Source organism: Congregibacter sp., from assembly GCF_047617445.1.
Taxonomy (GTDB): domain Bacteria; phylum Pseudomonadota; class Gammaproteobacteria; order Pseudomonadales; family Halieaceae; genus Congregibacter.
On the sequence record NZ_JBLGBE010000061.1, the window covers coordinates 1 to 19981 of the forward strand.

General features: G+C 54.7%; 20 protein-coding genes. 16 read left to right on the forward strand and 4 right to left on the reverse strand.

Features of this window, described 5'->3' with window-relative positions:
- The 13 genes from ACI9KD_RS12870 to rpoS all read left to right on the forward strand — a co-directional run.
- Positions 1 to 795 (forward strand): sodium ion-translocating decarboxylase subunit beta (locus ACI9KD_RS12870; protein WP_414981581.1); only part of this gene is annotated, 795 nt, incomplete at its 5' end.
- A gap of 78 nt (positions 796 to 873) precedes the next feature.
- Complete coding sequence (locus tag ACI9KD_RS12875; protein ID WP_414981582.1) at positions 874 to 1821, forward strand: acetyl-CoA carboxylase carboxyltransferase subunit alpha; 948 nt, start codon at positions 874 to 876, stop codon at positions 1819 to 1821.
- On the forward strand, positions 1793 to 3124 hold the full coding sequence (gene tilS / locus ACI9KD_RS12880) for a tRNA lysidine(34) synthetase TilS (RefSeq protein WP_414981583.1): 1332 nt from the start codon (positions 1793 to 1795) through the stop codon (positions 3122 to 3124). The genes ACI9KD_RS12875 and tilS overlap by 29 nt, the downstream gene beginning before the upstream one ends.
- A 135-nt stretch (positions 3125 to 3259) precedes the next feature.
- Complete coding sequence (locus ACI9KD_RS12885; RefSeq protein ID WP_414981584.1) at positions 3260 to 4918, forward strand: CTP synthase; 1659 nt, start codon at positions 3260 to 3262, stop codon at positions 4916 to 4918.
- Positions 4919 to 4944: 26 nt separating this feature from the next.
- Complete coding sequence (gene kdsA / locus ACI9KD_RS12890) at positions 4945 to 5793, forward strand: 3-deoxy-8-phosphooctulonate synthase (protein WP_414981585.1); 849 nt, start codon at positions 4945 to 4947, stop codon at positions 5791 to 5793.
- Positions 5794 to 5874: 81 nt separating this feature from the next.
- Positions 5875 to 7182: a phosphopyruvate hydratase gene (eno, locus tag ACI9KD_RS12895; RefSeq protein ID WP_414981586.1), complete on the forward strand. Its 1308-nt coding sequence runs from the start codon at positions 5875 to 5877 to the stop codon at positions 7180 to 7182.
- A gap of 8 nt (positions 7183 to 7190) precedes the next feature.
- Positions 7191 to 7499: a cell division protein FtsB gene (ftsB, locus tag ACI9KD_RS12900; RefSeq protein ID WP_414981587.1), complete on the forward strand. Its 309-nt coding sequence runs from the start codon at positions 7191 to 7193 to the stop codon at positions 7497 to 7499.
- Between the two features lie 2 nt (positions 7500 to 7501).
- The gene (ispD, locus tag ACI9KD_RS12905; protein WP_414981598.1) at positions 7502 to 8215 is read left to right on the forward strand and encodes a 2-C-methyl-D-erythritol 4-phosphate cytidylyltransferase; all 714 of its coding nucleotides are present in this window, start codon (positions 7502 to 7504) and stop codon (positions 8213 to 8215) included.
- The gene (gene ispF / locus ACI9KD_RS12910) at positions 8215 to 8700 is read left to right on the forward strand and encodes a 2-C-methyl-D-erythritol 2,4-cyclodiphosphate synthase (protein WP_414981588.1); all 486 of its coding nucleotides are present in this window, start codon (positions 8215 to 8217) and stop codon (positions 8698 to 8700) included. The genes ispD and ispF overlap by 1 nt, the downstream gene beginning before the upstream one ends.
- Positions 8697 to 9365, forward strand: coding sequence for a protein-L-isoaspartate(D-aspartate) O-methyltransferase (locus tag ACI9KD_RS12915; RefSeq protein WP_414981589.1), 669 nt, complete (start codon positions 8697 to 8699; stop codon positions 9363 to 9365). The genes ispF and ACI9KD_RS12915 overlap by 4 nt, the downstream gene beginning before the upstream one ends.
- Positions 9358 to 10284, forward strand: coding sequence for a DUF368 domain-containing protein (locus ACI9KD_RS12920; RefSeq protein ID WP_414981590.1), 927 nt, complete (start codon positions 9358 to 9360; stop codon positions 10282 to 10284). Before ACI9KD_RS12915 ends, ACI9KD_RS12920 begins: the two co-directional genes overlap by 8 nt.
- A 3-nt stretch (positions 10285 to 10287) precedes the next feature.
- A complete protein-coding gene (locus tag ACI9KD_RS12925; RefSeq protein WP_414981591.1) occupies positions 10288 to 11124 on the forward strand; it encodes a peptidoglycan DD-metalloendopeptidase family protein in 837 nt (278 codons plus the stop codon).
- Positions 11125 to 11350: 226 nt separating this feature from the next.
- Positions 11351 to 12286, forward strand: a complete 936-nt coding sequence (gene rpoS / locus ACI9KD_RS12930; RefSeq protein ID WP_414981599.1) for an RNA polymerase sigma factor RpoS — start codon at positions 11351 to 11353, stop codon at positions 12284 to 12286.
- Between the two features lie 78 nt (positions 12287 to 12364).
- Here the strand turns inward: rpoS and fdxA are convergent, their stop codons facing one another.
- Positions 12365 to 12688: a ferredoxin FdxA gene (gene fdxA / locus ACI9KD_RS12935; protein ID WP_414981592.1), complete on the reverse strand. Its 324-nt coding sequence runs from the start codon at positions 12686 to 12688 to the stop codon at positions 12365 to 12367.
- A gap of 122 nt (positions 12689 to 12810) precedes the next feature.
- Positions 12811 to 15351: a DNA mismatch repair protein MutS gene (mutS, locus tag ACI9KD_RS12940; RefSeq protein ID WP_414981600.1), complete on the reverse strand. Its 2541-nt coding sequence runs from the start codon at positions 15349 to 15351 to the stop codon at positions 12811 to 12813.
- A 325-nt stretch (positions 15352 to 15676) separates the two neighbouring features.
- Between mutS and ACI9KD_RS12945 the strand changes: the two genes are divergently transcribed.
- From ACI9KD_RS12945 to ACI9KD_RS12955, 3 genes are all read left to right on the forward strand, one after another.
- Complete coding sequence (locus ACI9KD_RS12945) at positions 15677 to 16024, forward strand: hypothetical protein (RefSeq protein WP_414981593.1); 348 nt, start codon at positions 15677 to 15679, stop codon at positions 16022 to 16024.
- Between the two features lie 407 nt (positions 16025 to 16431).
- The gene (gene recA / locus ACI9KD_RS12950) at positions 16432 to 17493 is read left to right on the forward strand and encodes a recombinase RecA (RefSeq protein WP_414981594.1); all 1062 of its coding nucleotides are present in this window, start codon (positions 16432 to 16434) and stop codon (positions 17491 to 17493) included.
- 172 nt (positions 17494 to 17665) lie between these two features.
- Positions 17666 to 18085 carry a regulatory protein RecX gene (locus ACI9KD_RS12955; RefSeq protein WP_414981595.1) on the forward strand — a complete coding sequence of 140 codons (420 nt, stop codon included), beginning with the start codon at positions 17666 to 17668 and terminating at the stop codon, positions 18083 to 18085.
- 321 nt (positions 18086 to 18406) lie between these two features.
- On the opposite strand, the gene ACI9KD_RS12960 is transcribed toward ACI9KD_RS12955, so the two are convergent.
- Complete coding sequence (locus ACI9KD_RS12960) at positions 18407 to 18973, reverse strand: TetR/AcrR family transcriptional regulator (RefSeq protein ID WP_414981596.1); 567 nt, start codon at positions 18971 to 18973, stop codon at positions 18407 to 18409.
- A partial coding sequence (locus ACI9KD_RS12965; protein ID WP_414981597.1) for an alpha/beta fold hydrolase occupies positions 18973 to 19981 on the reverse strand: 1009 nt, incomplete at its 5' end. The genes ACI9KD_RS12960 and ACI9KD_RS12965, both read right to left, overlap by 1 nt.

A 19981-nucleotide genomic window follows, 5' to 3' on the forward strand; every position in this document is an offset into this window, starting at 1 on the left:
TTTGGAATCTTTGCGACGGTGCTCGGTGCAGTGGGTCTTACATCCTTGGGTGTGACGGACTTCAGCCTCGCTCAGTCGGCGGCCATCGGTATTATCGGCGGCGCGGATGGCCCCACGGCTATTTATGTCTCGAGTTTGTTGGCGCCAGACCTGCTCGGGGCGATTGCCGTTGCGGCTTACTCCTACATGGCATTGGTACCCTTGATTCAACCGCCGATTATGCGCGCGCTCACCACCCCCGAGGAGCGTCAAATAGTGATGGTACAGCTGCGCACGGTAAGCCGCCGGGAAAAGATCAGTTTCCCCTTGATGCTGCTTATTCTTGTGGCCTTGTTATTGCCCGATGCTGCGCCTTTGCTGGGCATGTTGTGTTTCGGGAATTTGATGCGTGAGTGTGGCGTCGTTGAGCGTTTGAGTGCCGCAGCGCAAAACGCACTTATCAACATCACCACAATATTCCTTGGCCTTGCCGTGGGTTCCAAGCTCGTGGCAGACAAGTTTTTGGACGTCAATACGCTGGGTATTTTGGGCCTGGGTATCGTGGCTTTCAGTGTGGGGACCGCATCTGGTGTCTTGCTAGCCAAGCTGATGAACCGCTTTGGGGGCACGCCCATCAATCCTCTCATCGGCTCTGCAGGCGTGTCGGCAGTGCCCATGGCAGCCCGCGTGAGTAACAAATTGGGCTTGGAAGCAGATCCACATAACTTCCTGCTCATGCATGCGATGGGGCCAAATGTCGCCGGTGTAATTGGTTCAGCTGTAGCCGCAGGCGTGATGATTACGTTGGTCGGATGACGCTGCGATCAAGTCGATGGAGGCGCGGCCCGCTTTTGGGTAGAATCCTCAAGCTAACCCTCAGTTGTTGACGTCGCCATGAACCCCAATTATCTGGATTTTGAACAGCCGATCGCCGAGCTTGAGGTCAAGATCGAGGAATTACGGCATGTGGGCTCTGGCGCGAAGCTGAATTTGTCCAGCGAGCTTGGCGAGTTAAAAGCCAAGAGCGCGAAGCTTACTGAGAAGATTTTTTCTAACCTGAGTCCCTGGGATGTGGTGCGCGTAGCAAGACATCCGCTGCGTCCCTACACACTCGACTACCTCCCTTTGATTTTTGACGACTTCGATGAGCTGCATGGCGATCGACATTTTGGCGATGATAAAGCGATCGTCGGTGGCATTGCTCGCCTGAAAGGTGAGTCCGTCATGGTGATTGGCCAGGAAAAAGGTCGCTCGGTCAAAGATAAAGTGTTCCGTAATTTTGGTATGCCCAAGCCCGAGGGCTATCGCAAAGCTTTGCGGCTGATGGAGACAGCGGAACGTTTTAGTCTGCCAGTAGTTACGCTGATTGACACGCCAGGGGCCTATCCCGGCATTGATTCCGAAGAGCGGGGTATTTCTGAGTCAATTGCTACTAATTTAGCCGTGATGTCTCGACTGAAAACGCCCATTGTGTCTGTGGTTATTGGCGAAGGTAGTTCCGGCGGTGCCCTGGGCATTGGCGTGGCCGACCATCTTGCCATGTTGCAATACGCCACCTACTTTGTGATTTCTCCGGAAGGCTGCGCGAACATTATCTGGAAGTCCTCAGAGTTTGCCTCCGAGGCAGCCGCTGCAATGGGCGTAACCTCAGAGAAGCTCAAGGAGCTCGGTATTGTAGATGCGAGTATCCCCGAGCCTCTTGGCGGCGCACACCGAGATGCCGGGCTGATGGCAGAACGAATTCGCGATCATGTAGCGGGGGAGCTGGATAAGCTTAAAGCCATGAGCACAGAGGATATGCTCGAAGCCCGCTATGCGAGACTCCTCGCCTACGGTAACTGAGGGTCCGGCCGGGGTGGCTCAAGACCCCGTTTTTCAAGCAATAGACCGGCACGCTGCCACGCTAACTGGCGCCAGCCGTGTCTATATCGCCTACAGCGGCGGCCTAGACTCAAGCGTCCTCCTGCACGCCCTGGCGGCGTATTTTTCCGGGCCTGTTATTGCTTTACATGCGAACCACGGGCTTCACCGGGATGCTGAAGTCTGGAGCGCGCAGTGCGCAGACCTGTGTGCTCAACGGAATATCCCGTTTACATCCACCCTGCTGAAAGTGGACGACGCTGGGCGAGGTGTTGAAGCTGCCGCCCGAACCGCGCGCTATCACTGGTTCGAGTCCCAAGTCGAAGCAGGGGGCGTGTTGTTGATGGCTCACCATCAGGATGATCAGGCAGAAACACTGTTACTGAGGCTGCTCCGAGGAGCGGGTCCGGAGGGCTTGGCGGCTATGCCCGTTACCCGGAGTCTTGGCCATGGTTCGCTGTTGCGTCCACTTCTTGATCTTCCTCGGAGTGACCTCGAAGTCTATGCGGCCTCAAATGACTTAGTTTGGATTGATGATCCGAGTAACGTCGATACCCGCTTTGACCGTAACTACTTGCGGCAGGCGGTGATGCCGCTTCTTGCTCGGCGCTGGCCTGGATACCGATCTACGCTATCGCGTGCGGCAAGCCAGCTTCGAGAGTTGAACGAGCATCTACCCGGCCCGGCACTGGATACTATGTACGGGAGTCTTGGTGATCCGGGCTTTCTGCTGGAGGATTTGCCCCAAGAGCCCGCTCTGGCAGCACTTGCACTTCGACACTGGCTTCGCAAACAGTCCTTGTTGGCGCCACCGTCAGCACGTTTGATGGAGTTTTTGCGCCAGATTCGAGAGGGTGTGGGTGCGCAGCTGGTGGGTTCCCGCTGGACCATTGAGCGTTATCGTGATGCCGTATATCTCCACCCACAGGATCTCGATTCCGCGCCAAAGGCTTGGGCGACTCAGATCGGCCAGACCTTGTCTTGGCCGGGTCTGGGCGAGCTGGCTCTGGAGGCTCCGGGTGACGAAGAGTTGTCGGGTTTGATTCTTCGTACGCGCCTGGGGGGAGAGCGTCTGGCCCTCGCTAGCGGTCACCACAAGAATCTGAAGACAGTGTTTCAGGAGCGAGCTGTGCCGCCCTGGTGGCGAAATTGTTTACCCCTGCTTATGCAGGCCTCCGACTCGGGGGAAGAGCTTCTCGCGGTGGCGCATTTGCTAAGATCGCCCCGAGCCGCCTCCCTGGGGATCGAACTTGTCTGCAAAAGAGAAGGAATTACCCAGAAATAACACACTCAATGCAGGTTTCTGATTGAGCACAAGAGCGCTTTCTGTTAGTTTAATATCCCATCTTATCGCATGGTCGCGGGCCCGGATTGATGACAGTCTTGCTCGTCCAGAGCACAGTCAACAGGAAGGCGTGACATGACGCGATTGGTCTTTGTGACTGGTGGTGTAGTTTCTTCTCTAGGCAAGGGAATCGCAGCGGCTTCGCTGGCGGCGGTCCTTGAAGCCCGTGGTTTGAAGGTTACGCTTCTCAAGCTCGACCCCTATATCAATATAGATCCAGGGACCATGAGTCCGTTTCAGCATGGTGAGGTGTATGTCACCGACGACGGCGCTGAAACCGATCTTGATCTGGGGCATTACGAACGATTTACCCGTGCGGTAATGACCCGTCGTAATAACTTCACGACCGGCCGCGTTTATAATCAGGTTTTGGCCAAAGAGCGTCGTGGGGACTATCTCGGCGGCACCGTGCAGGTCATTCCGCATATCACGGATGAAATCAAGCGGCGTGTGCTGGCTGGGGCTGGCGACGCTGACATAGCCGTCGTGGAAATCGGCGGCACAGTCGGCGATATTGAGGGTCTCCCGTTTCTCGAGGCTGCCCGTCAGCTCAAGGTAGAGATGGGCCCTTCCCGGGCACTGCTTATGCACCTCACTCTGGTGCCTTATATTGCGACGGCGGGTGAGATCAAAACCAAGCCTACTCAGCACTCTGTAAAAGAGCTGCGCTCCATCGGCTTGCAGCCTGACGTTCTGCTCTGTCGTTCTACGGTGCCCATCGAAGAGAGTGCCTGCAGAAAAATCGCTCTGTTTACCAACGTTGAGGCACGGGCGGTCATACCGCTTTTAGATGCCGATACGATCTACAGCATTCCTCGGGCACTACACGCTAGTGGGCTTGATGATTTTGTGCTTGAGCGATTTAACCTCGATTGTCCGGTCGCAGATCTTAGTGAATGGGATGAAGTGCTTCAGCGAGAGATGGCTGATCGACAGGCCACAGTTCGGGTGGCGATGGTCGGCAAATACATGGAGCTTCCCGACGCTTATAAATCCCTTAATGAGGCTCTCGCCCATGCCGGGCTGCAGACCCTGACGGATGTTCAGATCGACTACGTCGAAGCTGAAGATATCGAAAAGAACGGTACTGGAGTCCTTGAGGGCGCGGATGCCATTCTGGTGCCTGGGGGCTTTGGTGACCGCGGCGTAGAAGGGAAGATCGAAGCCGTGCGTTTTGCCCGGGAAAACGATATTCCCTTCCTGGGCATTTGCCTGGGAATGCATGTGGCGCTTGTGGAATATGCGCGAAACGTTTGTGGACTTGAGGGCGCTCATTCTTCAGAAATGGCACCGCAGACACCACACCCCATCGTGGCGCTGATTACTGAATGGAAGAATGCTGACGGCAGTACCGAGCAGCGAAGCGAGAGCTCGGATCTGGGCGGTACTATGCGACTGGGCTCGCAGCCCTGCCACCTCGATGAGGGAACGCGGATCCGCGAAATTTACGGCGCGCCAGTGATCAACGAACGTCATCGTCATCGCTATGAAGTGAATGACAACTACGTTAGTACACTCCAGGAGCATGGCATGGTTATCGCAGGCTGGTCTGAGGACAGATCTCTTGTTGAGATGGTTGAATTGCCTGAGCATGCCTGGTACGTCGCCTGTCAGTTTCATCCGGAGTTCACATCCCGACCCAGGGGCGGTCATCCGCTCTTCACTAGCTACATACAAGCAGCTTGTCAGCATGCGGCGGGTAACCGCCGTGCCCGCGACACGGCGGTAGGCTGAGCCCTGATATTGAGGAGGTTATGCCGATGACAACAACTATTGAACTGGGCGATCTGCGCATTGCCAACGACGCACCCTTTGTACTACTCGGTGGTGTAAATGTTCTGGAAAGTCGAGAGTTTGCGCTGGAGGTTGCCGCCGAGTACGTGACGGTTTGTGCTGACTTGGGTATTCCACTCGTTTTTAAGGCCTCGTACGACAAGGCAAATCGCTCGTCTATCCACTCCTTTCGCGGGCCGGGTTTAGCGGCGGGGCTGGATATTCTCGCCGAAATTAAGTCACGCTTTAACGTGCCCCTGATCACCGATGTGCATGCCCCCGATGAAGCAGCGGCAGCGGCAGAGGTCTGCGATATTATTCAGTTGCCCGCCTTTCTTGCGCGCCAGACGGACTTGGTGCGGGCAATGGCTGAGACCGGTGCGGTAATCAACATCAAGAAGCCTCAGTTTTTGTCGCCCACGCAGATGGGCAACGTGGTTGAGAAGTTTCGAGAGTGCGGCAATGATCGACTCATGCTTTGCGAGCGTGGCAGCAACTACGGATACGACAATCTTGTAGTGGATATGTTGGGTTTTAGCGTCATGCGCGCTGCTACCAACGGGGTGCCGCAAATTTTCGATGTGACCCATGCCCTGCAATGCCGCGACCCTATGGGCGCGGCCTCGGGAGGTCGGCGATCTCAGGTGACTGAGCTGGCCCGCGCGGGTATGGCTGTGGGCTTGGCGGGATTGTTTCTAGAGTCACATCCTAATCCAGACAAGGCGCTCTGTGACGGTCCCAGTGCGTTGCCTCTGGATAAATTGCGGCCGTTTCTCGAGCAGGTTAAGGCGGTAGATACCCTGGTTAAAGGTTTACCTGTACTCGACATAGATTGAACCTTGTTAGATTGGACGTTTAGATTGGACGTTTAAATTAATAGTACAGCGATGCATGGATGCTCCGCGCAGCATCTAAACATGATTCAGGGAGAGTCAAAAGTGAGCAGGATTACTGAGGTTCAGGGGTTTGAGGTGTTGGACTCTCGTGGGAACCCCACGGTAATGGCAGAGGTGACGCTTGCGTCTGGTGCCTCGGCCGCCGCATTTGCCCCCTCCGGTGCGTCTACAGGATCACGGGAGGCACTCGAGCTGCGTGATGCGGACCCTACGCGATATCTTGGCAAGGGCGTCACCAAAGCGGTTGGAAACATTAACGGTGCCCTACGCACGGCTTTACTGGGTATGGATGCTTCAGCGCAGCGAGACCTTGATGACGCTATGTTGAAGCTCGATGGCACCGAGAACAAGGGGTCTCTGGGCGCCAATGCCATGCTGGCAGTTTCGCTGGCCGCCGCCCGCGCGGCGGCCATTGCGGCCGGTAAGCCTCTTTATGCACATATTGCAGAGCTCTATGGTCGCGGTTCTCTCAGTATGCCGGTGCCTATGATGAACATTATTAACGGTGGAGAGCACGCCGATAACAATGTTGATATTCAGGAATTCATGATTCAGCCGGTTGCGGCAACCAGCTTCGCTGAGGCCTTGCGCTGTGGTGCAGAGATTTTCCATCATCTTAAAAAAGTACTGTCGGCCAGGGGTTTGAGCACCGCCGTGGGTGATGAGGGTGGTTTTGCGCCGGATTTGCCCTCGAATGAAGCGGCGCTTGATGTCATCGCCGAAGCGGTTTCAAACGCCGGCTATGTCCTGGGCACTGATGTAACACTGGCTCTTGATTGTGCGGCCTCTGAATTTTATCGCGATGGCCGCTACTGGCTTGGCGGTGATGGCCGTGATTTCGATAGTGCAGGATTCACTGAGTATCTTGCCGGACTCGTTGATGCTCATCCAATCCTGTCTATCGAGGACGGGCTTGATGAGTCAGATTGGGATGGCTGGAAACTGTTGACGGAGCGCCTTGGGGATCGTGTTCAGTTGGTGGGTGACGATCTCTTTGTCACTAACACCAAGATTCTTGCTCAGGGTATTGAGCTGGGCGTGGGCAATTCCATTCTCATCAAGCTCAACCAAATTGGCACGCTGAGCGAAACTCTGGATGCTATTGTGATGGCTAAAGACGCGGGTTACACCGTCGTGATTTCTCACCGCTCTGGTGAGACAGAGGACACAACGATCGCTGATCTGGCGGTGGCTACCGGAGCGGGTCAGATTAAAACGGGTTCCCTGTGCCGCTCGGACCGTGTTGCCAAATACAACCGGCTTCTTCGCATTGAGGCCGAGCTCGGCTCCACTGCGCCCTATCGCGGGCGTGCCGAGTTTGCGCGCTAGCTACGCTTTTGCGCTGGATATTGCTGGTACTTCTTTTGCTCCTCGCTGGGCTGCAGTATCGCCTCTGGTGGGGAGAGGGTGGTCGCTTGGAGTTGTTACAACTTCGGCAGCAGGCTCAGGATTCGCAGCGGGAGAACGCGATTTTGCGCGAACGCAATGAGGAGCTAAGCCGGCAGGTTATGGATCTGAAAGCCGGAAACACGGTGCTTGAGCAGCGCGCGCGGGAAGAGCTGGGTTTGACCCGTGATGACGAAGTTTATTATCAGTTTGTTGATCCCGACAAACTTGCGCCCAAACCTGCTGAGCCGGGTTCTTGAGCGTGCTCTGGGCGGTGGTCCCTGCAGCTGGCAGTGGGTCTCGCATGGCGCAGAATGAATCCAAACAGTATCTTAAACTCTGCGGCCGGTCGCTTTTGGACTGGAGTGTTTCCGCGCTCTTGGCTTACCCGGGGCTGCGCGGCTGTGTGGTGGCTCTTTCCGAGGCTGACTTGATCCGTCCAAGAGACGGAGCTTTGGGAGATGAACGGGTGAGCTTTTGCACCGGGGGAGCAGATCGCGCCGCATCTGTAGCTGCAGGGGTAGCGGCGCTGCCAGCTAGCGATGACGATTGGGTGTTGGTGCACGATGCTGCTCGCCCCTGTCTGTCTCAACATGAGTTGGAGTCCCTCGTCGAAAACGTCACCGAAGCAGGTGTCGGCGGCCTGCTTGCATTACCGATCACAGATACGCTCAAACGAGCCGACGCAGAATCTCGCGTCACGGCCACCGTTGATAGAGAATGTATCTGGAGCGCCCAGACTCCCCAAATGTTTCGTGTAGGGGAGCTTCGGACAGCGCTGCAAGCAGCCCGCGAGAGCGGTTTCACTGTCACCGACGAGGCCTCGGCTATGGAAGCTGCTGGCTTTGAGGTTCAACTTGTTAGAGGTTCTGTCACCAATCTCAAGGTAACCTATGCCTCGGACATGCAGCTGGCAGCTTTTTGGTTGAAGCAGCTTTACCCTCAGGATGTGGATATGGCAGAGACAGAAATTTGATGCGGATCGGACATGGCTTCGATGTGCACGCTTTTGCGGATCCAGGGCAAGGTTTGGATGCTGTTGTTCTTGGCGGCGTATCTATACCCCACGATCGTTCGCTGCTTGCACATTCTGATGGCGACGTTGTTCTGCATGCCTTGTGTGATGCCTTGCTCGGTGCAATCGCGGCGGGTGACATCGGTAAGCATTTTCCGGATTCGGATCAGGCTAATGCGGGCATCGATAGCAGAGAGTTGTTGCGACGCTGCGGCACTCTCGTAGGGGAGAGTGGCTATCGCCTCGGTAACGCCGACATCACCATCGTCGCTCAAACGCCCCGTATCGCTGGGCATGTAATTGCCATGCGTAAAAACATTGCCGCGGACCTCCTTGCGGATCTGGATCAGGTATCGGTGAAAGCCACCACTACTGAACATCTTGGCTATGTGGGCCGGGAAGAGGGCATCGCCGTTCATGCGGTAGTGTTATTGAGACGCTCATGAATAGATCAGCGGATATTTCTGGTATCGGTATGACCTCCCAGCGCACACGGGAGCGTTTGGTGCAGCGCTTAGTGGAGCAGGGAATCACCAGCATCACCGTGCTTGATGCCATGCGTAACGTGCCACGGCATTTGTTTGTGGATGAAGCCATGGCGCACCGTGCCTACGAAGACACGGCGCTTCCGATTGGCTTTCAGCAAACTCTGTCGCAGCCGTATATCGTTGCTCGAATGACGGAGCTGTTGATTGCCGGACGCGATCCACAAAAGATATTGGAGATTGGCAGCGGCTCGGGATATCAGAGCGCTGTTCTGGCTGGCATTGTGGGTGAGGTCTACGCCTTGGAGCGCATTAAACCGCTGTTGCTGGCAGCGAGAAAGCGCATGCGGCAACTCAAGCTGAGGAATGTCCAAATGCGCCACGGCGACGGCTACGAAGGCTGGGAGTCTCAGGCGCCGTTTGACGGTATTCTCGCCGCAGCGGCGCCGGAGCAGGTGCCTCAATCCCTGCTTGGGCAGTTGGCGCTCGGTGGTCGTCTGGTTATGCCGGTGGGTGGGCGTGAACAAACGCTGGTGGTTGTTGAGCGCACGGATTCAGGCTTTGAACGTTACGACGTAGAGCCTGTTCGTTTTGTGCCACTACTCCCCGGACTCGGCAATGGCTGAAGAGCGTTTGCCAGAGAAATCGGCCATACCCTTGTTTCCGGGTGTTCTGCTTCGGGGTGTACTCATGGGAGCGGCGGACATTGTGCCAGGTGTATCCGGTGGCACTATGGCATTCATTACCGGCATCTATCATCGTCTGATCTCGGCGATTACGGCCTTTGATTTGACGCTGCTCCGTTGTGTGTTTGCTGGCCGCTGGCGAGAGGCCTTTGAGCGCACTGATGCCGCGTTTTTGGCAACCTTGCTCCTAGGCATAGCGATCAGCGTGTTCTCCTTAGCGCGTTCTATTTCATCTCTTTTAGAAACGCAGCCTCTATTGCTGTGGTCGTTTTTCTTTGGCCTGATCTTGGCCTCGGCCCTGGTGCTTATCCGGCATGTGTCACAGTGGACGATGACAGCGGTGGCTGGATTACTTCTCGGCGCGGTGTTTGCCGCGGGGGTCGGTCTCTCACCCGCGTTCGCGTTGCCCATCGCGCCCTGGAGTTTTTTTGTGGCCGGGTTTTTTGCCATATGCGCGATGATTTTGCCGGGAATCTCGGGCAGCTTTATTCTTGTGCTTCTGGGAATGTATCCTGCGGTGCTTGCGGCGATTGAGACACTGGAACTCGTTTCAATGGGCCTTTTTGCGACGGGAGCGGCCTCAGGCTTACTGGTTTTTTCGAGACTGTTGAGCTACCTGCTGAGTGAGCATCACAGCCCCACGCTCGCTACGCTCACCGGCTTTCTGTGTGGCTCACTTCTCGTGGTGTGGCCTTGGAAGACTGTGCCAGGCGATACCGGCGCGGTGTTTCCCATTTCCCCACAACACTATGGAGAATTGTTCGGTGACAGTCAGTTGATGATCTGTACTGTATTGATAATCTTGGGTTTTATTGCCGTCTGGCTGCTGGAAAGCCGCTGGGGTGGGCTGGAGCGCTAGCACATGACAAGGCTTGCAGCGTCACTGTGCCTACTGTGCATCGGTGGCTTGATGACTGCTTGTGCCGACAAACCATTGGCGCCTATTGAAGACCGCGGACGGGCCGGCACTTCTAAAGTCGAGCAACGCTACACCGTTCTTAGAGGCGATACTCTTTTTTCTATTGCGTTTCGATATGGTCTCGATTTTCGTCGTTTGGCTGCGGCGAATACGATCCCTGCGCCGTACACGATATTCCCGGGTCAAAAGCTGCGCCTTGCTGAAGCCAATCCTCCGTCGGTAGTGAAACTCTTGCCCACAGCGGCGCCCAACACCACGCCCAGCGTCGTAGCAAAGGCAGCTGTCAAGAAAGTCCCCGTAACCACAACAAGCAGGCCCCTGGTCAAACCATCTGCAGTCTCAACGACAGCGAGTGCCAAAACGTCATCCACTCCATCAAAGCCCACAGCCCGGGTAAGCAATACAAATGTAGATGTAGGTAGTTGGCGGTGGCCAGTGTCGGGAAAAGTAGTCAGAAGGTTTGAGACGAATCTCCATAAAGGGATCGACATCAGTGGTAAGCGTGGTGATGCCGTACTTGCTACGGCCGGCGGGAGCGTAGTGTATGCAGGAAGTGGTATTGCGGGTTACGGGCTTATGCTAATCGTGCGGCACAATGACGAATACCTGAGCGCTTACGGCCACAACGATGCGCTGTTTGTCGATGAGGGCGACGTCGTTCGCGACGGACAAAAAATTGCAGAACGAGGTAGCTCAGGGACTGATTCGGTGAAACTGCACTTTGAGATACGTCGTCGAGGACGACCTGTGGACCCATTACAGTTGCTACCTAAGCGTTAGCTCTGTGCTTGTTTTGTCATGCTTCGCTGATATAAGCTGTTCGGCCCTGTATTTTTTAAGTCGAAATTTGTTCGATGAAATGACGGGGCTTACTAAAGGACGCTGACCCATGGGTAGAACCAAGGGGAGCTCCGGAAATGATGCTGGCGGCAACGTCACTCGCGGACGGAGACAGGAGCGAAGCCAGTCTGATGTTCCAGGGCTGGCCGGCGAAGCTTTGGCCGCGATGAGTGGTGGTGAGCGAGATACGCCGGATCCCGGGGCAGACGAACCGATTACAGCCCAACGTTTATCTAAAGACAGCGATGATACCGACGCCCGTCAGATCACCCTTGATCCCACGCAGCTGTACCTCAATGAAATAGGCTTCGTTCCTCTACTAACCGCGGACGAAGAAAAACATTACGCCCGGCTTACTCAGAAAGGCGATGAAGCGGCGCGCAAACGCATGATAGAAAGTAATCTGCGTTTGGTCGTACAGATTGCCAGGCGCTATCTGCACCGGGGGATGAGTCTTCTGGATCTGATTGAGGAGGGCAATTTAGGCCTGATGCGCGCAGTAGAGAAATTCGACCCCGAAAGGGGTTTTAGATTCTCGACCTATGCGACTTGGTGGATACGCCAAACTATCGAACGTAGCATCATGAATCAGGCGCGAACCATTCGTTTGCCGATTCATGTCGTGAAGGATCTCAATGGCTGCCTCCGAGCGGCGCGGGAACTTACCCAGCAGTTGGATCACGAGCCTACGACTCAGGAAATTGCATCCCGGACTCATAAAACCGCAAAAGAAGTGTCCCGCTTGATGGGTCTTAATGAGCGAGTGCGCTCCATGGATGCGCCCCTAGGACCTAACTCTGATTCGTCGATCGTTGAGACCGTGGCCGATGAGCATGGCTGCGATCCCTCAGAGCAACTTCAGGAAGACACCGTACATGACAGTGTTGCCCATTGGCTCAACCAACTCTCGGACAAGCAAAGAGAAGTGGTTATGCGTCGCTTCGGTCTTCTGGGGCACGAGAGTAGTACGCTGGAAGAAGTGGGTCAGGAAATTGGTCTGACCCGAGAACGTGTGCGACAAATCCAAGTCGAAGCTTTGAAACGCCTGCGGCGCATTCTTGAGCGTCAGGGCTTATCCGCGGACGCGCTGTTACAGCAGTAAAGCCGTTTTTTTGTGCTTAGCTATTACCTGCCACCTGCCACCTGCCACCGCTCACGCGCTAAAGCGTCTACCTAGGAGCTAGCGCTCCAGAAGCGCCAGCTTGCCGGGCTTACCTGCCCATTCCTCTGCATCCGCCGGTGAGGGCTTCATCTCAGTAATGCAGGGCCAGACTTCTGCAAGCTCTGCATTCAGCTCGACAAATACTAGCTGGTCCTCGGGCACTTCATCTTCAGAAAAGATGGCATCCACAGGACATTCGGGTTCACAGAGCGCACAGTCAATGCACTCGTCTGGATGGATGACCAGAAAGTTGGGTCCCTCATAAAAGCAGTCCACTGGACATACTTCCACACAATCTGTGTGTTTACATTTAATGCAGTCTTCACCAACGACGAAGGTCATTCTTGCGGTTCCTTAACTTCAGTTCAGGTCTCTACTTTAACAGGGCTTTATGTGTCGCAAAAGCGTTGAGGCAAAAGTGTAGCGACTCGCTTCCATGATGAGAAGCGCCGGCAGGGGTAAATTCAATTTACTAGATCACTAAGACGGTACAGCAGAGCAAGTGCGTCCCGAGGCGATAAGGTATCCGGGTCACTGTCGCGAAGAAGAGCTAGCGCCGGGTGATTTGGGTTTTCGGCAAACAAGTCTCCCTGTGGTACGGGCGCTTCAGACGACGATGCCTGAGAGCTGTCCGTTGGATTCTGAGTTTCCAGCTCTTTAAGCTTGCCTGCGGCCGCGTGCAGAACACTGGCGGGCACACCGGCGAGCTTTGCCACCTGCAGCCCGAAACTTCGATTCGCGGGGCCTTCCTGGATCCGGTGCATAAACACCACGTGTTCCCGGTGTTCCACCGCATCCAGATGAACATTAGAGACCGTCGGCAGCTGATCGGCCAGTGCAGTGAGCTCAAAGTAATGCGTGGCAAACAGCGTGAATGCTCGCGTTTTTTCCGCAAGATGTAGTGCGGCAGCCCAGGCGAGGGAGAGCCCGTCGAAGGTGCTGGTGCCCCTACCGACCTCGTCCATCAAAACCAAGCTACGATCACTCGCGTTGTGCAAGATATTGGCGGTCTCGGTCATCTCAACCATAAACGTAGAACGTCCACTGGCCAGATCATCAGCGGCGCCAATACGGGTGAATATTCGATCTAATGTCGACAAAGTGGCCGAGCGTGCGGGAACGAAAGATCCTACATGTGCGAGCAAGGCGATGATCGCGTTCTGTCGCATATAGGTAGATTTACCACCCATATTTGGGCCTGTAATCAACAGCATCCGTCGCTCATCGTTCAGGAGCGTATCGTTGGCGATGAACGGTTCTTCCAGTACCTGTTCCACAACCAGATGGCGGCCTTGGTCAATATCCAGACAGGGCGATCCACTGAACTGGGGACGACATAGATCAAGGCTATGGCTTCGTTCTGCCAGCGTGGCGTAGACGTCAAGTTCCGCCATGGCTGAGCCACAGCTGCGCAGGGCTTCCAATGACTCCTGTAAGGTCGCCAGTAGTTCTGCATAGAGTTGTTTTTCTCGAGCGAGAGCTCGGCTTTTGCTGGAGAGAGCCTTGTCTTCAAACTCTTTTAACTCGGGTGTGATAAATCGCTCGACATTTTTGAGCGTCTGGCGTCGCTGGTACTCGACGGGAACATCATCTGACTGACTGCGACTGAGTTCGATGTAATAGCCGTGAACACGGTTGTAGCCCACTTTCAGGGATGCAAGTCCAGTGCGTTCTCGCTCGCGAGTTTCGATAGCGACAAGAAATCCCGCCGCGTTTTCGCTGATGGAGCGAAGTTCGTCTAACGCTGAGTCATAGCCTGTGGCAATAACACCGCCATCGCGAAGCACTACCGGAGGGTTCTCCATGATGGCGCGTTCCAGAAGCTCGACGGTGAGCGGGAAGTCGCCCAGCTCTGTCGCGGTTTCCTGGAGTGCTTGGGATTCTCCTGCCGGGGTGGCGTTGCGCAAGGCGGGTACGCTCTGGAGTGCGAACAGAAGTCGAGTCAGGTCCCGGGGACGAGCGCTTCCGAGGGCGACACGGGTGATGATACGTTCCACATCACCGATGGGTCGCAGCACATCCCGGAGTGTTTCGAAGCGATAGTTTTCTCTCAGCGCCGTCAAAGCGTCCTGGCGTTTCTGTAGCGTTGGGACACAGGTCAGCGGTCTATGCAGCCAGCGCCGAAGACAGCGGCTACCCATCGCCGTGCGGCAGCGGTCCATCACTGACATGAGTGTATGCGTGTCTCCGCCGGCAAGGTTTCGGTCGATTTCTAAATTCCGACGTGTTGCAGCGTCAAGTACAACACTGTCTTCGCGCATTTCTGGCGCAATCGCCGTGATGTGCGGTAGCTGGCTACGTTGCGTATCCCGGACGTAGCTAATCAGGCAGCCCGCTGCAGCAATACCCAGACGCATGTTGTCACAACCGAAGCCGCGGAGGTCGTGAGTTTGAAACTGCTCTTTAAGGTTCCGCTGGGCAGACTCCAGGTCAAATTCCCAGGCAGGTTGTGAGCGAGCTCCAGGACGGGTGGTGATCGCGCGGTGCTGTAACTCCTCGTGGTAGAGCAACTCTGCGGGATCCAGGCGCTCTAGCTCTCCGAGTAAGGCTTCCTCGCCCTCAAGTTCCATTAAGCGGAATCGTCCGCTGCCCAGATCAAGATAGGCCAGACCGTAACTGGTCTGTTGCGCAATCAATGCTACGAGGAGCTGTTCACGTTTTTCTTCGAGCAGCGCTTCGTCGCTCAGAGTCCCGGGCGTGACTACGCGAACGACTCGTCGGTCTACGGGGCCTTTGCTGGTCGCGGGATCGCCAATCTGCTCGGCGATCGCTACCGAGATGCCAGCTTTGACTAATTTTGCAAGATAGCCTTCGGCCGCGTGATAGGGCACACCCGCCATGGGGATGTCTTCACCGGCGGACTTCCCTCTTGCGGTCAGGGTGATGTCCAGCAGCTCCGAGGCGCGCTGTGCATCCTCATAAAAAAGTTCGTAGAAATCCCCCATGCGGTAGAACAGCAACTCGTTGGGATGATCTCGTTTGATGCGCAAAAACTGCTGCATCATGGGCGTGTGCGCGCTCTGCGGTGCTGGGTTCTTGTCGCTACTCATCGCTTCTTTACGCGCTTTGACGCGCATCAATACTCCAATCGACTATTGAATTTAAGGGTGGAATTTTTTTTCAGCCTAAACTCCAGCGCTTGGCCTCAGCATGGCGCTGTATTGATGTTCAATGAACATCAAAGCCGTTGTAGGCGACCTATCGCAACTTTTGGACCTGATCCTAGGGCTTTGGCCTGTGAAGTACGGCTGTTCACAAACATGGGAATCTTAACATTGAAGCTGCTCCGCGTCGTATCTCATAAGGCTTCTGTGGAGTTTGAGTTTTTAAATGTGTGAGAGTTTGGCACTGGCGTTCGAGGGTTTGCAACGTTATGCCTTGGCAGAGCGTGTTCTCGCTAATGAGGAAGAAGCAGAGTGGGGCATGGAGATTCTTCGCGACCCCATTCGTCTAGAGCTTCGAGACGGTGTGACACTGGCTTATGACGAAGAGCCCCTTTTTGGGCACGATATCACTTTGCGATCAGATATCGAGCATCACAACTTTGGTGTGGTGACCTTCCAGACGTCTTTGGGCTGGGTCAAGGATGATCCTCAGGCTCTCTTTCGTGCTACGGATGCCTTTGGGCGCTGCGCCGTTTCCGTCCCGAGGGCTAAAGCTGTTCATGATCACCACTAATGCATCTATCGCCCAGAGCGATTGTGTCTTCTAAGCGGTGGCCAGCGATCCCGAGTTGCCGTCGACTTCAGACTGAGAACGCCTCCTCCATAGCTGTTTCTGTCGTTGCAAGCACCCGTCGCAAATCGCGACAGGTCGCAAAAGCGGTGGTGGTTTTTACCGCTTTTTGACGCATATGATGGTTGCATTCCTCAGCGTAACCACTGATTATATGTACAGTAGTTTTGGTGAGCGGATTTTTGAACGCTTCCTTGAGATTCAGCGAGCTTGAGCTGCCACTGCAGTTAGAGTTCAGGACTCGCCAAAGCGCAATAGTGAATGAAACGAACAGCAAACGAACAGCAAACGAACAGCAAACAAGCAGCAAACAAGCAGTACAACAGAACGATAGACCAGGAGAGCAGTACATGAACGCAAACAAAGAAAAGGCACTCGAAGCCGCACTAAGCCAGATCGATCGTCAGTTCGGTAAGGGCACGGTCATGCGTCTGGGAGACAACGACCGTATAGCGATCCCAGCGATCTCTACTGGCTCTTTGGGATTGGACGTTGCTCTGGGTATTGGCGGGCTCCCCAAAGGTCGGATCTGCGAAATTTTTGGCCCTGAATCATCAGGTAAAACTACGCTGACGCTGCAGGTGATCGCCGAAGCACAAAAAGCGGGCGGTACCGCAGCCTTTATTGACGCAGAACATGCACTCGACCCTATATACGCTGAGAAGCTGGGTGTAAAAATCGATGACCTGATTGTTTCTCAGCCAGACACCGGGGAGCAGGCATTGGAAGTTACCGAGATGCTCGTACGTTCCGGCGCTGTTGATGTACTGGTCATAGACTCCGTCGCAGCTTTGACGCCGCGGGCAGAAATTGAAGGCGACATGGGCGACTCCCACGTAGGCCTACAAGCGCGACTTCTCAGTCAGGCCATGCGCAAACTCACCGCAACGATTAAGCAGACTAACTGCCTGGTGATCTTCATTAACCAGATTCGTATGAAGATTGGTGTCATGTTCGGCTCTCCTGAGACCACCACGGGTGGTAACGCGCTGAAGTTTTACTCCTCAGTGCGACTCGATATTCGACGCATTGGTGCCGTCAAGGACGGCGATGAGGTGGTCGGTAACGAAACCCGCGTCAAGGTGGTTAAGAACAAGGTGGCGCCGCCATTCAAACAGGCTGAATTTCAGATTATGTATGGACGCGGAATCTACCGTACTGCAGAGGTGATCGACTGGGGTGTCAAGCTAGGTTTGGTCGACAAATCGGGTGCCTGGTATGCCTACAAGGGAGACAAGATTGGCCAAGGTAAGGCTAATGCCGCGAAGTTTCTTGAGGATAACCCCGCGCTGGGCAGTGAGATCGAAGGCTTGATTCGTTCACAGCTTCTCGGCGATGGTTCAGCTGCCGTAGAACGGGCAGATACTGCTCCAGCGGCAAAGGCGGTCACTGAAGACGGCTCGGCCAACTAATAAACAGTATCTTCCTCCGGCGTTGATTACGCCGGTTTCAGTCTCCGGGCGCTGGGGTACCACTTCCCCTTTCCACAGCTTCAGCGCCCTTTTTTTGCGACAGGCTTACCAGTAATCTTGTCTCACTATGAAGCGTTCTTCTCAACCCCCACAAAGTCCCCGTAACGCCGCAATGAATCTGCTCGCCCGCAGAGAGCATTCTCTGGCTGAATTGCAGAGGAAACTCGGGCAGCGGTTTGAAGCAGATGAACTGGATGCAGCACTCGAACGACTCGCGCAAGAAAAGCTTCAGAGTGATGAGCGTTTTGCTCGAAGCTTCACCCGGGAGCGAATGCTTCGCGGTGTAGGCCCCTTACGTATCGAATCGGAGCTACGCCAGCGGGGTGTACAGAGAGTGTTTATCGATCAAGCCCTTGCCGCTATTCCTCGAGAAGAAGGTGTGACCTGGCGTGAGGTGGCGCGGGATGTTTTGCTGCGAAAATTTGGGGATGCCCCGCCAGCCGACTTGCCAGACAAAGCTCGGCGCTTACGTTTTCTTGGATATCGTGGATTCGGAGAGGAGTCGGCGGGCCTGGTGCCGGATGTGTACTAACACTCGATGAGTCTTACGCTAAGCGCACGCTGAGCTTGTTCTAGTGAGTGAAATGATACGAGGCAGCTTCAGTGTGAGTCAGCGGAAAAATTTTCGATATACATCCAGTCCCACAGAATTTCGGCGACGAAAGCGATTTTCATAGCGCAGCCGCTACCACCTCATTCAGGGCTTCACCGAAAGGCTGAGTGTTAAGGTTAAGAGGTCGCAAGAGTGATCAATATCAGACCTCAGGAAACGAATGCGCTCCACTGATATTAGACGGTAAATTGATTCCAACAGCTGTCTGAGACCGCCCATGGCGATCTATTCAAGCACGGATTACTTCAACATACGCTTGATGACTTTGATTACGTCATTTAGTTGACTGAGATCATCCGTTGAGCGCTTGACCAACAATGTGCCCTGGAGCGTGTTGAATAACATGCGAGCAAGGCGGGCCGGGGTTTCGCTGAATGTCAGTTCCCCGTTTCTACGGCCATTTTGCAAAATGCCCTCCAGCCAACTCTGATGGTCTTCCATGAATTGCTTAACTTCCAAACGCATTTCTTCTGGTAGTGCAGGGATCTCTCCGGCCAGTGCACCACACAAGCAGACCGTATCCGGCGTCTGGGCAAAGTGCAGGTAAGGTGAAAAGTAGAAATCCAAGGCTTCCCAGGCGCTCGTCTGCGGATTTTTTTTAATCGCATCGAGTTGAGACGTAAAGGTGTCGCGATATCGTCGGATAATGGCGACCCCCAGGGTTGCCTTACTAGGGAAGTGGTGAATAATACTTGGCTTCTTTATACCCACCCTGCCAGCGATGTGTTGAAAGCTCATCGCCGAGTAACCTCGGGTCTGAATCAGCTCCTGGCCTACATCTAGGATTTTAGTCGCGGTATCCGTCATTACTTTGAAGTCGCTGTGTGCTCTTTAATAAAGGGTAGGAGAGCGTTGAGGATTTCCGGAAGGAGAGGAGCAAACCCACTAAATGAGGAATTATGAATCAGTGTGGTCGCCGCTCTTGCATTCGTCACCGGATGTAAATAATCGATGTACGCGCCGTGGTGGAGCAGCAAAGTGGCCGGGATCTTGAGTGCGGCCAGGTCTTCATCTGTCATTCCAAGAGCGGTCTGATGCATCGTCTCGCGAAGATGATCTCCAGACGTCTTCATTGCGGCTAAAAAGTCGGCAATATTTGCGTTAAAGAAGCGCTGCTGATTCTCGGGTGTATTGCGGTCGAGATAAGCGCTCCACAGCGGTGTTTTCGCCAAGGCCTGCATGCTTGTTATCGGCTTTTCGCTGACATGCGTCGTGGTGGTCAACTTTTGATCGGGTAAGTACTTATAAAAGTACTCTTCAGACAAGCGCGTAGCGGCGAGCGGTCCGCCAGTGAGCGGCGCTATCACCAAAGCCGCAATGTCTTGGGGATAGCGAGAAGCGAGGATCAGGTTGGACCGGGCACCGGATGACATGCCATACAGTACTGTTGGAGCAACACCCAGGCGCTCTATCAAGATGTGTAAGTCTTCTCCCTCTTCGACCATTTGTGGCTCGCTACCGAAAGTGACTTCTGAAAGACCCAAATTGCGTCGATCATACACAATCACTTTTAGCTCGGGGACGGCCGCTGCCACGTTCCGCGCAAAACCACCGAAGCCCCGAGTGTCACCGTTACCGCCCGGTGTCATAATCAATGGAATGCTGCCGTTTGGGTTATAAATTTCGACGTTTAAGCTTACGTCTCGTTCAGGTCTGAGATTAATGGCATGGACCTGCATCTCCACATCTCCGGCACCTGCAATAGGTAGCGCATTGAAATACACTTCGAACCACGAGTTGTTAGCGGCACCCCGAAAGAGCGTGACGTCCATTACATCATTTTGAACGTCCAGGACTTTTTCAGCCTCCTCCGCG

Bases quoted from the DNA above. Each gene is read 5' to 3' on its own strand.
- tilS (WP_414981583.1), top strand. From the start codon at position 1,793: ATGCGAGACTCCTCGCCTACGGTAACTGAGGGTCCGGCCGGGGTGGCT.
- ACI9KD_RS12875 (WP_414981582.1), top strand. From the start codon at position 874: ATGAACCCCAATTATCTGGATTTTGAACAGCCGATCGCCGAGCTTGAG.
- ACI9KD_RS12945 (WP_414981593.1), top strand. From the start codon at position 15,677: ATGTGTGAGAGTTTGGCACTGGCGTTCGAGGGTTTGCAACGTTATGCC.
- ACI9KD_RS12920 (WP_414981590.1), top strand. From the start codon at position 9,358: ATGGCTGAAGAGCGTTTGCCAGAGAAATCGGCCATACCCTTGTTTCCG.
- ACI9KD_RS12955 (WP_414981595.1), top strand. From the start codon at position 17,666: ATGAATCTGCTCGCCCGCAGAGAGCATTCTCTGGCTGAATTGCAGAGG.
- eno (WP_414981586.1), top strand. From the start codon at position 5,875: ATGATTCAGGGAGAGTCAAAAGTGAGCAGGATTACTGAGGTTCAGGGG.
- ACI9KD_RS12960 (WP_414981596.1), bottom strand. From the start codon at position 18,973: ATGACGGATACCGCGACTAAAATCCTAGATGTAGGCCAGGAGCTGATT.
- ACI9KD_RS12925 (WP_414981591.1), top strand. From the start codon at position 10,288: ATGACAAGGCTTGCAGCGTCACTGTGCCTACTGTGCATCGGTGGCTTG.
- ACI9KD_RS12885 (WP_414981584.1), top strand. From the start codon at position 3,260: ATGACGCGATTGGTCTTTGTGACTGGTGGTGTAGTTTCTTCTCTAGGC.
- ispF (WP_414981588.1), top strand. From the start codon at position 8,215: ATGCGGATCGGACATGGCTTCGATGTGCACGCTTTTGCGGATCCAGGG.
- ACI9KD_RS12915 (WP_414981589.1), top strand. From the start codon at position 8,697: ATGAATAGATCAGCGGATATTTCTGGTATCGGTATGACCTCCCAGCGC.
- rpoS (WP_414981599.1), top strand. From the start codon at position 11,351: ATGAGTGGTGGTGAGCGAGATACGCCGGATCCCGGGGCAGACGAACCG.
- fdxA (WP_414981592.1), bottom strand. From the start codon at position 12,688: ATGACCTTCGTCGTTGGTGAAGACTGCATTAAATGTAAACACACAGAT.
- kdsA (WP_414981585.1), top strand. From the start codon at position 4,945: ATGACAACAACTATTGAACTGGGCGATCTGCGCATTGCCAACGACGCA.
- recA (WP_414981594.1), top strand. From the start codon at position 16,432: ATGAACGCAAACAAAGAAAAGGCACTCGAAGCCGCACTAAGCCAGATC.
- mutS (WP_414981600.1), bottom strand. From the start codon at position 15,351: ATGATGCAGCAGTTTTTGCGCATCAAACGAGATCATCCCAACGAGTTG.